Source organism: Lactonifactor longoviformis DSM 17459, from assembly GCF_900129135.1.
Lineage (GTDB): Bacteria > Bacillota > Clostridia > Lachnospirales > Lachnospiraceae > Lactonifactor > Lactonifactor longoviformis.
This window is the reverse complement of sequence record NZ_FQVI01000007.1, coordinates 93,358-107,104: the sequence shown is the minus strand read 5'-3', so window position 1 is coordinate 107,104 and position 13,747 is coordinate 93,358. Positions and strand designations below refer to the sequence as shown.

Annotated in this window: 12 protein-coding genes; 1 reads left to right on the top strand and 11 read right to left on the bottom strand. The window is 46.5% G+C overall.

Annotated elements, in window-relative coordinates:
• Positions 1–4: 4 nt before the first annotated feature.
• The gene (gene leuC / locus BUA56_RS08835) at positions 5–1,273 is read right to left on the bottom strand and encodes a 3-isopropylmalate dehydratase large subunit (protein ID WP_072851009.1); all 1,269 of its coding nucleotides are present in this window, start codon (positions 1,271–1,273) and stop codon (positions 5–7) included.
• A gap of 223 nt (positions 1,274–1,496) precedes the next feature.
• Here leuC and BUA56_RS08830 point away from each other — a divergent pair, with 223 nt between their 5' ends.
• On the top strand, positions 1,497–2,399 hold the full coding sequence (locus BUA56_RS08830) for a LysR family transcriptional regulator (RefSeq protein ID WP_072851100.1): 903 nt from the start codon (positions 1,497–1,499) through the stop codon (positions 2,397–2,399).
• 38 nt (positions 2,400–2,437) lie between these two features.
• On the opposite strand, the gene ilvC is transcribed toward BUA56_RS08830, so the two are convergent.
• The 10 genes from ilvC to BUA56_RS08780 form a co-directional block, all read right to left on the bottom strand.
• On the bottom strand, positions 2,438–3,451 hold the full coding sequence (ilvC, locus tag BUA56_RS08825) for a ketol-acid reductoisomerase (RefSeq protein ID WP_072851007.1): 1,014 nt from the start codon (positions 3,449–3,451) through the stop codon (positions 2,438–2,440).
• Positions 3,452–3,545: 94 nt separating this feature from the next.
• On the bottom strand, positions 3,546–4,043 hold the full coding sequence (ilvN, locus tag BUA56_RS08820) for an acetolactate synthase small subunit (RefSeq protein ID WP_072851005.1): 498 nt from the start codon (positions 4,041–4,043) through the stop codon (positions 3,546–3,548).
• A 191-nt stretch (positions 4,044–4,234) separates the two neighbouring features.
• Positions 4,235–5,461, bottom strand: coding sequence for an NAD(P)/FAD-dependent oxidoreductase (locus BUA56_RS08815; protein WP_072851003.1), 1,227 nt, complete (start codon positions 5,459–5,461; stop codon positions 4,235–4,237).
• Positions 5,462–5,464: 3 nt separating this feature from the next.
• Positions 5,465–5,911, bottom strand: a complete 447-nt coding sequence (locus BUA56_RS08810) for a 4Fe-4S dicluster domain-containing protein (RefSeq protein WP_072851001.1) — start codon at positions 5,909–5,911, stop codon at positions 5,465–5,467.
• Positions 5,912–5,926: 15 nt separating this feature from the next.
• The gene (cooS, locus tag BUA56_RS08805; RefSeq protein ID WP_072850999.1) at positions 5,927–7,810 is read right to left on the bottom strand and encodes an anaerobic carbon-monoxide dehydrogenase catalytic subunit; all 1,884 of its coding nucleotides are present in this window, start codon (positions 7,808–7,810) and stop codon (positions 5,927–5,929) included.
• The gene (locus BUA56_RS23305) at positions 7,788–8,057 is read right to left on the bottom strand and encodes a hypothetical protein (RefSeq protein WP_072850997.1); all 270 of its coding nucleotides are present in this window, start codon (positions 8,055–8,057) and stop codon (positions 7,788–7,790) included. The genes cooS and BUA56_RS23305 overlap by 23 nt, the downstream gene beginning before the upstream one ends.
• Before the next feature lie 27 nt (positions 8,058–8,084).
• Complete coding sequence (locus BUA56_RS08795; RefSeq protein ID WP_072850995.1) at positions 8,085–11,765, bottom strand: hypothetical protein; 3,681 nt, start codon at positions 11,763–11,765, stop codon at positions 8,085–8,087.
• Positions 11,766–11,788: 23 nt separating this feature from the next.
• A complete protein-coding gene (locus BUA56_RS08790) occupies positions 11,789–12,166 on the bottom strand; it encodes a hypothetical protein (protein ID WP_072850993.1) in 378 nt (125 codons plus the stop codon).
• Positions 12,167–12,175: 9 nt separating this feature from the next.
• A complete protein-coding gene (locus BUA56_RS08785) occupies positions 12,176–12,511 on the bottom strand; it encodes a hypothetical protein (RefSeq protein WP_072850991.1) in 336 nt (111 codons plus the stop codon).
• A 137-nt stretch (positions 12,512–12,648) separates the two neighbouring features.
• A complete protein-coding gene (locus BUA56_RS08780) occupies positions 12,649–13,743 on the bottom strand; it encodes a hypothetical protein (protein ID WP_072850990.1) in 1,095 nt (364 codons plus the stop codon).
• Positions 13,744–13,747 lie beyond the last annotated feature (4 nt).

The window sequence follows — 13,747 nt, the reverse complement described above, 5'->3', positions numbered from 1 at the left end:
CCTCCTATAATCCTAGTTCAGCAGGATCTGATATTTTTCCTGTCACAGCGCTTGCCGCTGCCACTGCAGGGCTTGCCAGGTACACCTCAGAATCCACATGCCCCATACGGCCCACAAAATTTCTGTTGGTCGTGGACACGCAGCGTTCATTGGCAGCCAGAATCCCCATATAGCCTCCCAGGCAGGGACCGCAGGTAGGGGTGCTGACCACAGCACCGGCTTTTATAAAGGTCTGTACCAGCCCTTCCTCAATCGCCTGCAGATAAATGGCCTGTGTGGCTGGGATCACGATGCAGCGCACGCCTTTTTTCACCTTATTGCCTTTCAAAATATCAGCCGCACAGCGAAGGTCCTCAATACGCCCATTGGTACAGGAGCCAATCACTACCTGATCAATCACCACATCCTCTGTAATCTCATCCGTGGTCTTTGTATTCTCCGGCAGATGGGGGAAGGCTACGGTTGGCTTTAAGGAACTGAGATCAATGGTATATTCCTCATCATACGCAGCGTCTTCATCCGCCTCGTATACCGTATAAGGTCTGTTGGAGTGTTCTTTCATATAGGCTTCTGCCAGGGCATCTACAGGGAAGATGCCATTCTTGCCGCCTGCCTCAATTGCCATGTTGGCAATGGTAAAGCGATCATCTATAGAGAGATTCGCAATTCCCTCCCCGGTAAATTCCATGGATTTGTAAAGCGCACCGTCTACCCCTATCATACCAATAATATGAAGAATAACGTCTTTTCCGCTCACCCATTTAGATGGCTTTCCAACGATATTGAATTTGATAGCGGAAGGGACTTTAAACCATGCTTTTCCGGTTGCCATACCGGCAGCCATATCTGTGCTTCCCACGCCCGTGGAGAATGCCCCCAGTGCGCCGTAGGTACAGGTATGGGAATCGGCTCCGATAATCACATCTCCTGCCACAGTAAGGCCTTTTTCCGGAAGCAGGGCATGCTCAATCCCCATGTCTCCCACATCAAAGTAGTTGGTAATATCATGTTTACAGGCAAACTCTCTTACACATTTGCAGTGTTCTGCTGATTTGATGTCCTTATTCGGAATAAAATGGTCCATTACCAGGGCAATTTTATCTTTGTCAAATACAGTATCCCCTTTTATCTTATCCATTTCATGAATCGCCACCGGGGATGTAATGTCATTGCCCAGTACCAAATCTAAATCTGCCTCTATTAACTGTCCGGCTTCTACAGAATCAAGTCCGGCATGTGCAGCCAGAATCTTCTGTGTCATTGTCATACCCATTCCTAAATCCTCCTTTATGTTCCAGTACTTTTCTTTCATTTCTTTAGTTGTAATTCTAACACACTTCCTGGTATAATAGAAATACATATAATGCATATTTACTATAACTATTGATTATATATTGCTGCTGGCTCCGTGTCCTGCAGCCCTCTGGGTAAGCCATAAAAATATCCTGAGGGATCCTATGGCAGAAACAGCAGCTATTCTATTACAGGGAGGAAGTATGGATCAAAATCTTTCGTTATACAAAGTCTTTTATACCGTAGCCAATTCCAGAAACATTTCCAAAGCCGCCTCTGAGCTTTTCATCAGCCAGCCCGCAATCAGCAAATCCATCCGAAAACTGGAGCAGAGCCTTGGTGTCACCCTGTTTTCCAGGAATTCCAGAGGCGTCCAGCTGACAGAGGAGGGAGAGATTCTCTACGAATACGTAGAACGGGCCTTCGACTCTCTGCAGTTAGGAGAGGCGCAGCTGAAAAAGGTCAATGAGCTTGGCATCGGCCATCTTCATATCGGTGTCAGTACTACTCTGTGCAAATATATGCTTCTGCCCTATCTGAAGGCCTTTATCAAAGCTCATCCCCACGTAAAAATCACCATTGACTGCCAGTCCACCAACCACACCCTTCAGCTGCTGAAAGAAAACAAAATTGATATCGGCCTGATCGGGCGGCCGGACAGTCTGCATCACATCTGCTTTGATTCCCTTGGAGAGATCGAAGACATTTTTGTGGCCACAAAAACGTATCTGGACAACCTTTCTCTGAGAACCAGAAGCAATGAAATGGATCTCTTCCGTTCAGCTACGCTGATGCTGCTGGACAAAGAAAATATGACCCGCCAGTATATTGATGACTATCTGTCCCTTCACCATATTGAGACAAATAATCTCCTGGAGATCTCAACCATGGATCTTTTAATTGAATTTGCCAAAATCGGTCTGGGGGTTGCATGTGTTATCAAGCAGTTTGTCTCAAAAGAGCTGGAGAATGGAACCTTTGTGCAGATTCCTCTGCCCTTTCCTATTCACAAACGGGAAATAGGTTTTGCCTATCTGGAGAATCAGCAGCATTCCAATGCAGTGAAAGATTTTGTGGCCTTCTACACCGCCCAGAAGCCCCAATAAAAAACCGGTTCCTGGGAACCGGTTTTTTATTGTCTGTTTTAGTTATCAATTAATTTATTGCCATCATTCCAGCTGTATAATTTGCGGAGTTCTTCTCCAACCTTTTCTAACTGGTGATTTCCTTCTTTTCTTCTCATAGCGTTGAAGCTTGGGCAGCCAACCTGGTTTTCCACTAACCAGTTGCGTGCGAACACACCGTCCTGGATATCTTTTAAGATCTGCTTCATAGCTTTCTTTGTCTCATCAGTAACAATCTTAGGTCCTGTGATGTAGTCGCCGTATTCTGCGGTATTAGAGATAGAGTATCTCATTCCCTTGAATCCGCTCTCGAAAATCAGATCCACAATAAGCTTCATCTCATGGATACACTCAAAATATGCGCTTTCCGGTTCATATCCGGCTTCCACCAGAGTTTCAAATCCAGCCTTCATAAGGGCAGTTACACCGCCGCAGAGTACAGCCTGCTCTCCAAAGAGGTCAGTCTCTGTCTCCTCACGGAAGGTAGTCTGCAGAACACCTGCTCTTGCACCGCCGATAGCCAGCGCATAAGCCAATGCTTTGTCATGCGCCTTGCCTGTATAATCCTGATGCACAGCGATCAGACAGGGAACGCCTTTGCCCTCCTGGTACTGGCTCCGAACTGTGTGTCCGGGTCCTTTGGGCGCAATCATAGTAACATCTACATTCTTTGGAGGACGAATCTGTCCGAAGTGGATGGCAAATCCATGCGCGAACATCAGCATATTGCCCTCTTCCAGATTTGGTTCAATAGACTCTTTGTACATAGCTGCCTGTTTCTCATCATTGATCAGAACCATGATGATATCAGCTTTCTTTGCAGCTTCTGCTGCAGTATATACTTCAAACCCTTGTGCTTCTGCTTTTGCCCAGGATCTGCTTCCTTCATAAAGGCCGATGATTACATTGCAACCGGATTCCTTGGCGTTGAGCGCATGTGCATGTCCCTGGCTGCCGTATCCGATAATGGCAATTGTTTTGCCTTCCAATAAGGAAAGATTACAATCTTCCTGATAATAAATTTTTGCTGCCATATTACTTTTCCTCCTACTATGTTTACTTTTTAATATATTTGTTAGGGAATATGAAATCCTCTAGCTAACTATTTTTACAGAGCGAAACTATGTATTAAAGGTAACGGACATCTTCCGCCCCTCTTGACAAACCAGTGATTCCTGTCCGCGCAAGCTCCAGAATCTCATATCCATCCAGAAGGTTCAGGAACGCTTCCAGCTTTGTCTGTGTACCTGTCAGTTCCACTATCAGTGACTCTTTTCCGATATCAACAATATTAGCCCTGAAAATATTGGCTACAGCGATTACATTCTGCCTCTGCTCCGGACTGGTACGAACTTTAACAAGAATCAGCTCCCTGTTAACGCTTTCATTATCCTTTAATACTTTAATATCTCTGACATCCTCAAGCTTTTCCAGCTGCTTGGTAATCTGCTCCAGAATCAGCTCATCACCTCTGCAGACCACTGTCATTCTGGAATATCTGGGATCCGCCGTCACGCCTACGGTCAGGCTGTCGATGTTGTATCCCCGTCTGCTGAAAAGCCCTGCAACACGGCTCAGTACACCGGCGGTATTTTCTACCAAAATGGATAATACTCTTTTCTTCATACCCTACCTTCTCCCTGTATTAATAACTTCTATATTGCAGTTAATTCTATCAATTATTCAATTTTTTGTCAATGGATTTGTCGAGTTATAACTAATTCGTATGAAAGTTATAACCTATAGGAATAAACATACAGGTGCGGAAATTCCTGCAACAGAATTTCCGCACCTGTAAAAGCTGCCTTTCAGAGAACTCAGCTAACCTTCCAGACGAATTCTCCATTTTCCTGTATTCCATAAAAATCACTGAAGTTCAGCTCAAAAATATCCTTTTCAATAGAAGCAATAGGAATCTGATTCTTTATCAGATACTGCCAGATACCGGCGTGTGAAATATCCCCCTGAAGGAGTACTCCAGCCACTTTTCCATCCCGAAGGAGTATCCGTTTATAATTACGGGCATCCTCTCTGGCGATCACGACATCTTTTTCCTCCGGCTTTATAACTCCTACGCACAGAGAGGCCAGCCCAAAGAAGTTGATCGTATTTTTAACGGCAAAAGTATCTGTGTAAGCAACTTCAGATCCCATCATATTAAGAGCTGCTGTTTCGCCCTGCTTCATGGCATTTGGCCAGATACCGGAAAGCCCCGTAACATCTCCGGCCGCATATACACCCAAAACATCGGTCTGCAGATACTTATCTACCTGAATTCCCCTGTCAATTCTGATTCCTTCCCCGTCCATGCCGACAGTGCCCGGACGTACTCCGGCTGCTACTATCACCATATCACAGGGGATTTCCTCCCCATTGTCCAAAAGCAGCCGGGTTACTTCCCCTTTTTCATCGCACAGGGTATCCTGTGCTTTTCTGCCAAGATAGAAGCGGCATCCTGCATTCTCAAAGCGCTTCTGATACTCTTTGGCTCCTTTTTCATCCAGCTGAATAGGCAGAATTTGATCTGCCATCTCAATTACAGTTACCTGTTTTCCCTGTTCCATCAGCCCGCAGGCCGCATCCAGACCCACCAGTCCGGAACCGATGATGGCAATCTTTGAGGAGACTTCTGCCTTTTTGTCAATTGCCCTGGCATCCCTCAGATGGCGAAGCCCGAACACATTGGATGCCTCCCGAAGTTTTCCTACCGGAGGGATAAAGCTTTCCGCCCCTGTGGCTATCAGCAGCTTGTCATAAGAGATCTGCTGCCCATTATCCAGAACCAGTTCTTTTGATGAGGTATCCAGCTTCACTGCAGTGCATCCCGGCATCCATTCTATGTTGTTTTCGCAAAAAAAGTCTTCCGGAACAAAATTCAGTTCCTTTTCATCCCTCTCATGACTCAGATATTTGTGAAGCATGCAGCGGGAATGTACTCTGTCGTCTGTGGAGATAATAAGTATGGAATCTTCCTTTCTCCCCTTTCGGAGTGTCCTGGCTGCAGTAATGCCTGCAGCGCCTGCACCTAGAATTACATATTTCATACCTTACACCTCCTCGATATAGATAGCTTCTTTTGGACAGGCTTTCACGCAGCTGGGTTCCCCTCCCGCGTCTTTGCAAAAATCACATTTGATAATATGCATACCCGTTTTGTCGTCTGGCTTCAGAACTCCGTAAGGGCAGTTCATGACACACATAAAGCAGGAACCGCATTTTTTTTCATCATAACAGACATGTCCGGATTCCGGATCCTTTGTCAAAGCCCCGCTCATGCAGGACATAACACATTCCGGCTGATCGCAGTGGCGGCAGAATATGGGGGTGTAGCCCCCGGTTCTGTTTTTATAGATAAAGTTTCTGGATTCGTTGTCCGTATCCAGGAGATTCAGATCATATAAAGTACCAGTATCTTTTCTATGGGCCTGCATACAGGCCAGAGAGCAGTTCTTACAGCCGTCGCATTTTGACGCGTCAATTATTATTCTTCTCATACCCTCAGCCCCTTTCTATATATGCAGTCCGGCACGTTTCTCCTCGATAATTTTCTCCAGAATATCCGCACTTTCTTTTCCGTCGCCGTTGATGATCACCTGACCGCCGGTAAGATCTTTCATATCTTCCGTTAACACTTTGGTTACCAGCTGGCTTCCTGTGACAAAGGGAGGAAGTCCAAGATGCAGAGGGAGTCCAAGGGCCAGACCAAAGCATCCGTCAGCCAGGGCCTGTTCCTCCAGCCACTGTGCTGCGGACAGGGCGAGAGGAAGCTGGGGAATATCAATGCCGATGGCCTCAGCCAGTTCTGTTGCAACAATCTCCAGTCTTCCGATCGCCAGACAGGGCCCAAAATTCAGTACCGGAGGAATTCCCAGCTTTTCGCAGACAGCACGCAGCTTCGGGCCTGCAAGTTTAGCTGCCTCTGGTTCCATTAGTCCGCAGTTTTCAATGCCTCCTGAAGAGCATCCTGCGGTAAGGACAAGAATGTCTCTGGAAATTAACTCTTTTGTGAGATCCACGGTCAATACATCATGGCCTCCTGCAGTAAGATTAGAACATCCTACTACTCCCACAATACCTTTGATATCTCCGGATACAATCAAATCAATGAGAGGCTTCCAGTTCCCGCCCAGGAACGCTTTTAAGGATACCTCGCTTACTCCCGTAAGCGTTTTATCATTTCCGTGCTCAGGGAACAGATTCATCTCTACTTTGCCTCGTCTCTCCTTATACGCGGCAACGATTTTATCGATGATTTCTTCACTCTGCTGTTCTCTCTCCTCAAATATAAAAGGTTTCATCTCTGCATTTGCCTTCTTTGCTACACTGTCAAGACAAATCTGCTTAATCATCATTTTGTCACAGATGGGCTCTATACCCGGAAGTGTACAATTAAACTCTGAGAGTACGGCATCTATTCCGCCTGTGGCAAGCACGGCTTCACTGGTATAGTTATTTCCTGCATGGCCGTCGAAGACTTCCTGATAATGGGCCCCTCGAAGCTGAAGATCCTGACCGACACAGGTACATCCAACCAATTTAAACCCTTTGGCGCCTGCCGCCTTCGCTTTTGCCACTGCCTCCGGAGAGGTCAGGCGCTCCTGCAGATCTACAAAAATTGTATGCTGATGCCCGGTTATCATAATATTTATATAATCCGGATCGATGACGCGCAGTCCAACCGGGGCCATACGAAGCTCAGGCTCTCCCAGAAGCACATCATTCAAAAGATTCGTCAGTGTCAGACCATAGATCCCTGTAGAAATGCCTAGCTTCAGACAGTCTGTAAGCATATCCGCCGGATCAGAATTCAGGTTCGTAGAACATTTTACCACTCCATGAAAAACTTCTCCCTTGGCGCCTCCGGGCAGGATCCCAAGCTCTTCCCATTTTTCATAGCGGGGAGCATAGGCCATCTTCTTTACCAGTTCCATTTTTTCATATTCAGGTTTGTATAGATCAGCCAGGACAGCGTCTGCCACCTTTAAGGCTGTCTCATATTTGTCCTTACCTTTCAGGCCGAATATTTGAGAAAGACGCTCCAGCGCTTTTTCCCCTTTGATCTCTCCTTTTGCCAGAGCTGTCTTCTTTACATTCAGGGCTGTATTTTCTACTACATGAATATAACATCCGGATCCTGCTGCCACCGCCCGCAGAAAATTTCTGGCAACAATGGTGTCCGCAGTGGCGCCGCAGATCCCTCTGGGTGCTTTTGGTGTGATACGGCAGGGACCATTGGAACAAAGACGGCAGCAAACCCCCTGAAGTCCAAACCCGCACTTAGTGCTCTGCCCCTCCACTCTGTGGTGAGACGTCTCCACTGAAAGATTTTTTATGTACCCTTCCAAAGGCTTATCTGCACTTGCACATGTGTTACATCCAAAACATTGATTCATCTTTTTTTCCTCCTGAATACTTGATTATTTTTATCAATTTTATTTCCGAAAAAACAGCAATTCCTGAGAATTCCTGGATTGATAATATTATATCAATCTTAACCTTTTTAGTCAAGATTATTTCACACTTTTTTTGCAGAATTTTCCATAGGAGCTGCGTACAGTCAGCCCTCCTGTCCTTTAGACTGACTGTACCAGGCTGTCCTATGAATGATCTCTGCACTTGTTTTTCAGGATCGCTGTGCATACCGGCCAGGAAAACGAAAGCCTGCTCCTATTGTCTGAATACCTTCCATTTATTTATCACTTCACGGATGGCCTTTTCTGATCCCTCCTTATCCTTGCCGTAATTACCGGCTATTTCCTTAATTTCCTGTATCTCCTGATAAGAAAGAGAAAACGTATACTCAGGTTCTTCCTTCTTCAGCCTCTCTTCCAGTTCACTTCTGCTCCAGTGGGAATCTTCTGCCAGCGTATCCAAATATTCCAGAGAAATAAACCGGACATCTGCATCCTCACCAGGCTCTTCCTCAGTGTCTGTGATTTCTATATGCAGCTTTGCATCGCAGGCCTTCCCGAATCTGTCGGTAGCCGTAACATCTCCTGTGTATTCCCCGGGCAGAAGCCCCTGTTCCATGGAAACCGACTCACCGTCGGCGCCCTTTATTTCTGTCAGCATAAGGGATCTGCGTATATCCACAACCTGCCCGTCCCTGTCAAGGACACCGGCAGCTCTTGCCATATCATCTTCTTGGTCTTTTACTGTCACATAATTTAGCAGCTTGGCTTCTGATAGTCTGCCTGCCCTGGCTTCCTCAGCTGTTAAAACCACCCGTTTTGGAACTGCAATTACCGGGGGATTATTGTAAACCACATAAACCGGCATCTCACAAAATGTTACATTCCCAGCTGAGTCTTCGGCTCTGCACCGCAGAATATCAGTTATCCTTTCTCCTTTCTCCATTCCCTTGTACTGATACGTATCAAGCATATAGCTGTCCGGAAGTCCTTGCATAAACTCCTGATCCTCTCCCTGATAACCGCTTTTGGTTCTGCCATAGGAAATTTGGGTAATCTCTGCTTTATCAGTAATATCGCCATCCTCAGTGTCCATCCCCTGCAGTATCCCCTTCTTCAGCTGAGACGCACTCACCTCTTCCCCTTCATAAAATTCATTTCCGCATACTTTCAGAGAGGGCGCGGTATCCCATATGGCATAGAGTGTAATCTCCCTGATTCCTTCTGCCTCAGTAAATGGATACATGGACAACAGCTTTTCAGGAACGACCTCCTCCATAGGATGAAACAGCTTTCCGTTCACGCTATTTACTTTTCCAAGTGACCATCCCGCAAAAGCAGCCTGTTCTCTCTCAAACTCATTATCACGGATTCTGTAGGTTTTGTGTACAGAGACCACCTCGGAGCTCATCACCCCGGTTCCCCCGTTTGCATCATAATGTATTCTGCAGCCAGAGGAAGTCAGATATACACTGTAGGGATAAGATGTCAATTCCAGGCTCCCGCTTTCCAGGACAAGGAGTTTTCCGGATGCAGTATTCTGCGTTTTTTGTTCAAGCGAGTATTTGTCTAATTCGCTGTCTCCCGGCATAAGGGTATAGTGGGCCAGCACCCTGCCCTGAAAGGTATCTTCTGCCGCCATTTGGCATACAAAGCGTTCTATGCTTCCTGTCACTGTAATAAATCGTGAGGGAGCCAGAAAAACTTCTTCTTTTACCCTGGGATTTCCATATGCCTTCAGAGTTCCGTCCAGATAAACAGCCCCTCCTCTTGCTGCAGAATTATTCTCCAGCGTGCTTTTGGACAGCTCACAGGCAGCTCCATTCAGAATACAGATTCCGCCGCCGTCTTTTGTCCCGGAATTATTTTGAAGTGTGCCTCCTGAAACAGAGGTTCGGGCAAAGGAGGATGCACCGCAGATTCCCCCTCCCTGGGACGCCTGGTTTCCTGTGACTTCTCCTCCTGTCATTGTAAAGGCACCCTGGTTAAAGATACCCCCGCCTCTGGAGGCTGTATTATCCTTTATGGTTCCGTTTTCCAACAGGAAATCTTTCTTGTTGATGATTCCCCCTCCATCGCTCCCACGGTTGGAGGATACTGTCCCATTTTTCATGGTATACTTTCCTTCGTTCAGAATCCCTGAGTTTTTGTTGCTGCGGACATTACCTGAACAAAACAGCAATTCTCCAAAATTATATATTCCGCACTGATTGCTGTATATCTCCGGTGTCCCCTCCAGCTTCGCATATCCATTGGGATACAGCAGAAAGCCATATCTGTAGTTTTCATATATCTCAACATTCGTAACGCTGAACTCCGCATATTCTGAAGACGCAACCCCATATTGATTTCTGTAGAAATCTCCTCCTGTCAGAATGCCCTTGGCGCCTGTCCTCTTCCCCTCATAGGTTCCGGCTATGTATAACCCGGTATCATTTTCATAAAACTTCCCTCCCGACACCTGAACGGTTCCATAGCTTCCTACCCCGTCATGATAATTTCCCCTCAGACTGCCTGACTCTACAATAATCAGGCTTTGGACCTCCCCATAGATTCCATGACCGATAGAATTCTGAATGCAGACACTGCTTCCCTTTACACGCAGTGTACCCCCTGTTTTTACAAAAAGATTGCTGGTAACATCGTCTGCCACCTTATCTTTTTGTCCATCGAATACAAGGCTGCCTTCCAGGGATACGCTTCCGGTGATGACCCATCGCTTTAAGCCAGTGCCATATATCGTACAGCCTGAGCTATTGGGGGCAGTGGTTACCGTCATAGTCTTACCGATTCTAAGTTCCGCTTCATTTGCAAGACTTGATACTGTCAGCCGGACGATAGAACAGTGGCCCGAGCCTACGGCCTGCTGCAGCGTCTTAAAGCTGCCTATCCCTGCCGTAGTACAGTAACCGCTTCCATTCACATAGTTATTGCTGTCCACCCAGGTGTTTGTGGCAATATACCCATTGTCTTTGAAATAGTACCAGTCATATACCCCATCGTACGCCAGGTACTGCCAGCAGTTTTTGTAGTACGCGGTAGTACTGTAGGCATACCACCATCCGGTATTGTCACTGTTCCATCCTACCTTGTAGGATGCACGTACCGATGCCAGGAGCTTATTTGTCTTTTGTACTTCTGTTTTCAACTCTTCCGCGGGCCCTTTTTCTTTAGGTACCTCTTCTCTGGAGGCTGCATCCGCGGCAGGCTGCTCTTCTTCCTCAGACGGCAGTTTTGTCTCTCCCTTAATAAACGAAGCAAAGCTTTCCAGAATCCGCTTTTTTTCCTTCTCATCCGGAAGCCGAAGTAAAACCTTTGTCAAAGGAATCAGGACTTCACGCTCCAGGGCAGACATTTCATCCTCCTCTGGCTCTTCCTCAAAATATGTCCCCCAGCACATATAGGTATCGGTCAGGGACTTCAGCTGAGTATACATCTCTCCCTCCGACTGATAATCCTCTGTCATTTTCGCCAAAGCGGCCTCCGCCTCAGCAAATCCTGTCCCCGCTGCCCCGTTCCGAATGCTTTCATGATAAATCTGTGCCAAATACAGACAGGTATAAAACTGCGCCTGCAGTTCTTCTCCTGATACCTGCCGGGTGCCATTCTCTTTTAAACCTTCCTCTGAAAGTCTGAGTATGTTTTCTTTTTCTGCACAGATAGCAAAATAAAACGTATACGCCCTTAAAAAGAAGTATTTCTCCGCCTCTGACAGTGACAAAAAGACGGTTCTTTTGTCATCCTCCGGCAGCAGATGGAAGGATTTTATGTTTTTCTCCAGATATTCGGCTGTCTGAATCAATGTTTCCTCTTTCTTCTCATCTGTCTCGTCTTCTTCATTGTTCTCAGCCTCCGCCCAGTCTGCAGATTCCTGCCTTTGCGCGCTGACCGGAGATGCTGCCGTCAGGAAAACACCTGCCAGAACTAAGCTGACCATCCTGATACCGTTTCGTTTCTTCCTCAGCCTCTTTTTTCTAAGATAACCGCTCTTCTGCAGGTAATCACCCCCTCTTTTCCTGTAAAATGTCTATATTTTTCTTTCAGAAGAAGTTCCAGCATTCCTTTCTCATAATCTACATTCATAACGGATATCTCTATATCTCCATAGCTTTCTATCTGGCAGCAGAGATTGATCAGAAAATCAGCCACCAGCTCTGTCTCATTCCGAATCTCATAGGTTTGATCCGCATATAAAATTTCCATGGACTGTTCAATAGCAATCGCTGCACTTTCTTCCATCTCACTTTTTCGTATACTCCTTCCATGGACTGTGAGTACTGCTGCGCCGGTTAAAACAAGAAGGAGCAAGGATAAAAATGATATAACAGCTGTTTTCATACCTCCTCCTTATCTGGCATATCCTCTGATCTCATGTATCTCTGATTTGCTGTGGAGAATCCCCACTGCATACGTATATTTTACAACCACCTCGCACATCTTGCGATTCGGGATAATCTCTCTTACCTCGACCGGTTCCAGCTCATATCCCAGTCTGTCCGCTTCCCTGTACAGGCTGCTAATCACATCCGGATTATAATTGCTGTTCTCGATCTGGCTGACTGCGGAAGCGTGAAAATTTCTCGCATTCTCAGCCGCAATACTGCCGGTGACCAGTGAAGTGCCCATAAGCGATAAGAAAAGCAAAAGTATAATTCCTATAAAATATCCTGGAAGTCCTTTCATATCTCCCTCCTGCGTTTAGTAGGATAAGCTCTCTGCCATCCACAAAAATACAGCTACAAGGCATCCGCCTAAAATTGCGATAGCTGCCGACTGACAATATTCTTCAATAATTTCTCTCGTAACTCCACCTACTTTCTTTACATTTTTCTCACAAAGATACGGCAGCTGCTGTTATCATTAACCGCTTCTTTGTACATGGCCTCAGCTGCTGCTGCCTTATCCTCCCTGTCTGCCACAAGCTGCAGACAGCAATCCCCCACATTGGTAGCAGTCTGCAGGAAACATCCTTCGTACTGCGCGGGACACCCCAAAAGCGCAATACTGCCCTTTAGCTTCCCACAGTTTTTAAACGTATTTCTGCAGTTTCTGACACTGGAAGGAATGGGACCTGCCAGTTCCAGATTCCCGCAGTCTTCATACATGCCCTCAATGTCTTTGGCCCCGTCAGGGATACCAGCCGCCCTGAGCTGGTTGCAGCCCTTAAACGTAAACCGGAAGCTTTCAGCGGTCTCAGGCATCCGGGGGATTTCTTTGAGACTTCTGCACTGGTAAAACCACCCGTCCATACAAGCTGTCTCAATTCCCTCCTCAATCCTGCACACCTCTATGGTTTCTCTCACATCTTTCCAGGGAACCGTATCCTGATTCAAAGGCTTCACTCTCCCTTTTCCCTCCAAAGACAGGAGAAGTGTCTCATCCTCTTTTTTATAGAGCCTTGCCCTCACATCTTCTCCCTCCTCTCCCATCTCCCATTCTTCTATAAGAGCTGTAATCTGAGGGTCTGCCTTGCGGCTTTGTATCTGTATGTATCCGGATTTGCAGGTCTCCATATAGTCTTCTCCTGTAAGGACAAACCGAATTTTGATTACTCCTGGTTTATCTCCCGAAATCTCATAACTGCCATTGACTTCTGTACCGTCTTCCAGATAATACTTTACCTGTTCCCGCAAATCAGAGCTTGTACCATGACTTGCTTCTGTGATCATATCCTGCAGAAATAGAGAATCCCCGATTTCCAGCACCTTGTTTTCCACCGCAAGCTTGGGGCTTCCTTTTTTGCTGAGCTTCTGCAGAATTTCCCGTGTCTCGCTGGTGTCCGCCGCGCCTGAAGTCACTGAAAAGCCTCCCAGCACCTTAAGAATCCCCTCCGGATATAGCAGAATGGCGGCGAAAATTCCTGCAATTACTGCGGCTGCAGCCATTCTCCCGTGTTCTCCAAACAGCTGTCTCATATCC

Coding starts and splice junctions, on each gene's coding strand:
- BUA56_RS08795 (WP_072850995.1), bottom strand. CDS start 11,765: ATGGTCAGCTTAGTTCTGGCAGGTGTTTTCCTGACGGCAGCATCTCCG.
- BUA56_RS08780 (WP_072850990.1), bottom strand. CDS start 13,743: ATGAGACAGCTGTTTGGAGAACACGGGAGAATGGCTGCAGCCGCAGTA.
- ilvN (WP_072851005.1), bottom strand. CDS start 4,043: ATGAAGAAAAGAGTATTATCCATTTTGGTAGAAAATACCGCCGGTGTA.
- BUA56_RS08785 (WP_072850991.1), bottom strand. CDS start 12,511: ATGAAAGGACTTCCAGGATATTTTATAGGAATTATACTTTTGCTTTTC.
- BUA56_RS08790 (WP_072850993.1), bottom strand. CDS start 12,166: ATGAAAACAGCTGTTATATCATTTTTATCCTTGCTCCTTCTTGTTTTA.
- leuC (WP_072851009.1), bottom strand. CDS start 1,273: ATGGGTATGACAATGACACAGAAGATTCTGGCTGCACATGCCGGACTT.
- BUA56_RS08810 (WP_072851001.1), bottom strand. CDS start 5,911: ATGAGAAGAATAATAATTGACGCGTCAAAATGCGACGGCTGTAAGAAC.
- BUA56_RS23305 (WP_072850997.1), bottom strand. CDS start 8,057: ATGCACAGCGATCCTGAAAAACAAGTGCAGAGATCATTCATAGGACAG.
- BUA56_RS08815 (WP_072851003.1), bottom strand. CDS start 5,461: ATGAAATATGTAATTCTAGGTGCAGGCGCTGCAGGCATTACTGCAGCC.
- ilvC (WP_072851007.1), bottom strand. CDS start 3,451: ATGGCAGCAAAAATTTATTATCAGGAAGATTGTAATCTTTCCTTATTG.
- cooS (WP_072850999.1), bottom strand. CDS start 7,810: ATGAATCAATGTTTTGGATGTAACACATGTGCAAGTGCAGATAAGCCT.
- BUA56_RS08830 (WP_072851100.1), top strand. CDS start 1,497: ATGGATCAAAATCTTTCGTTATACAAAGTCTTTTATACCGTAGCCAAT.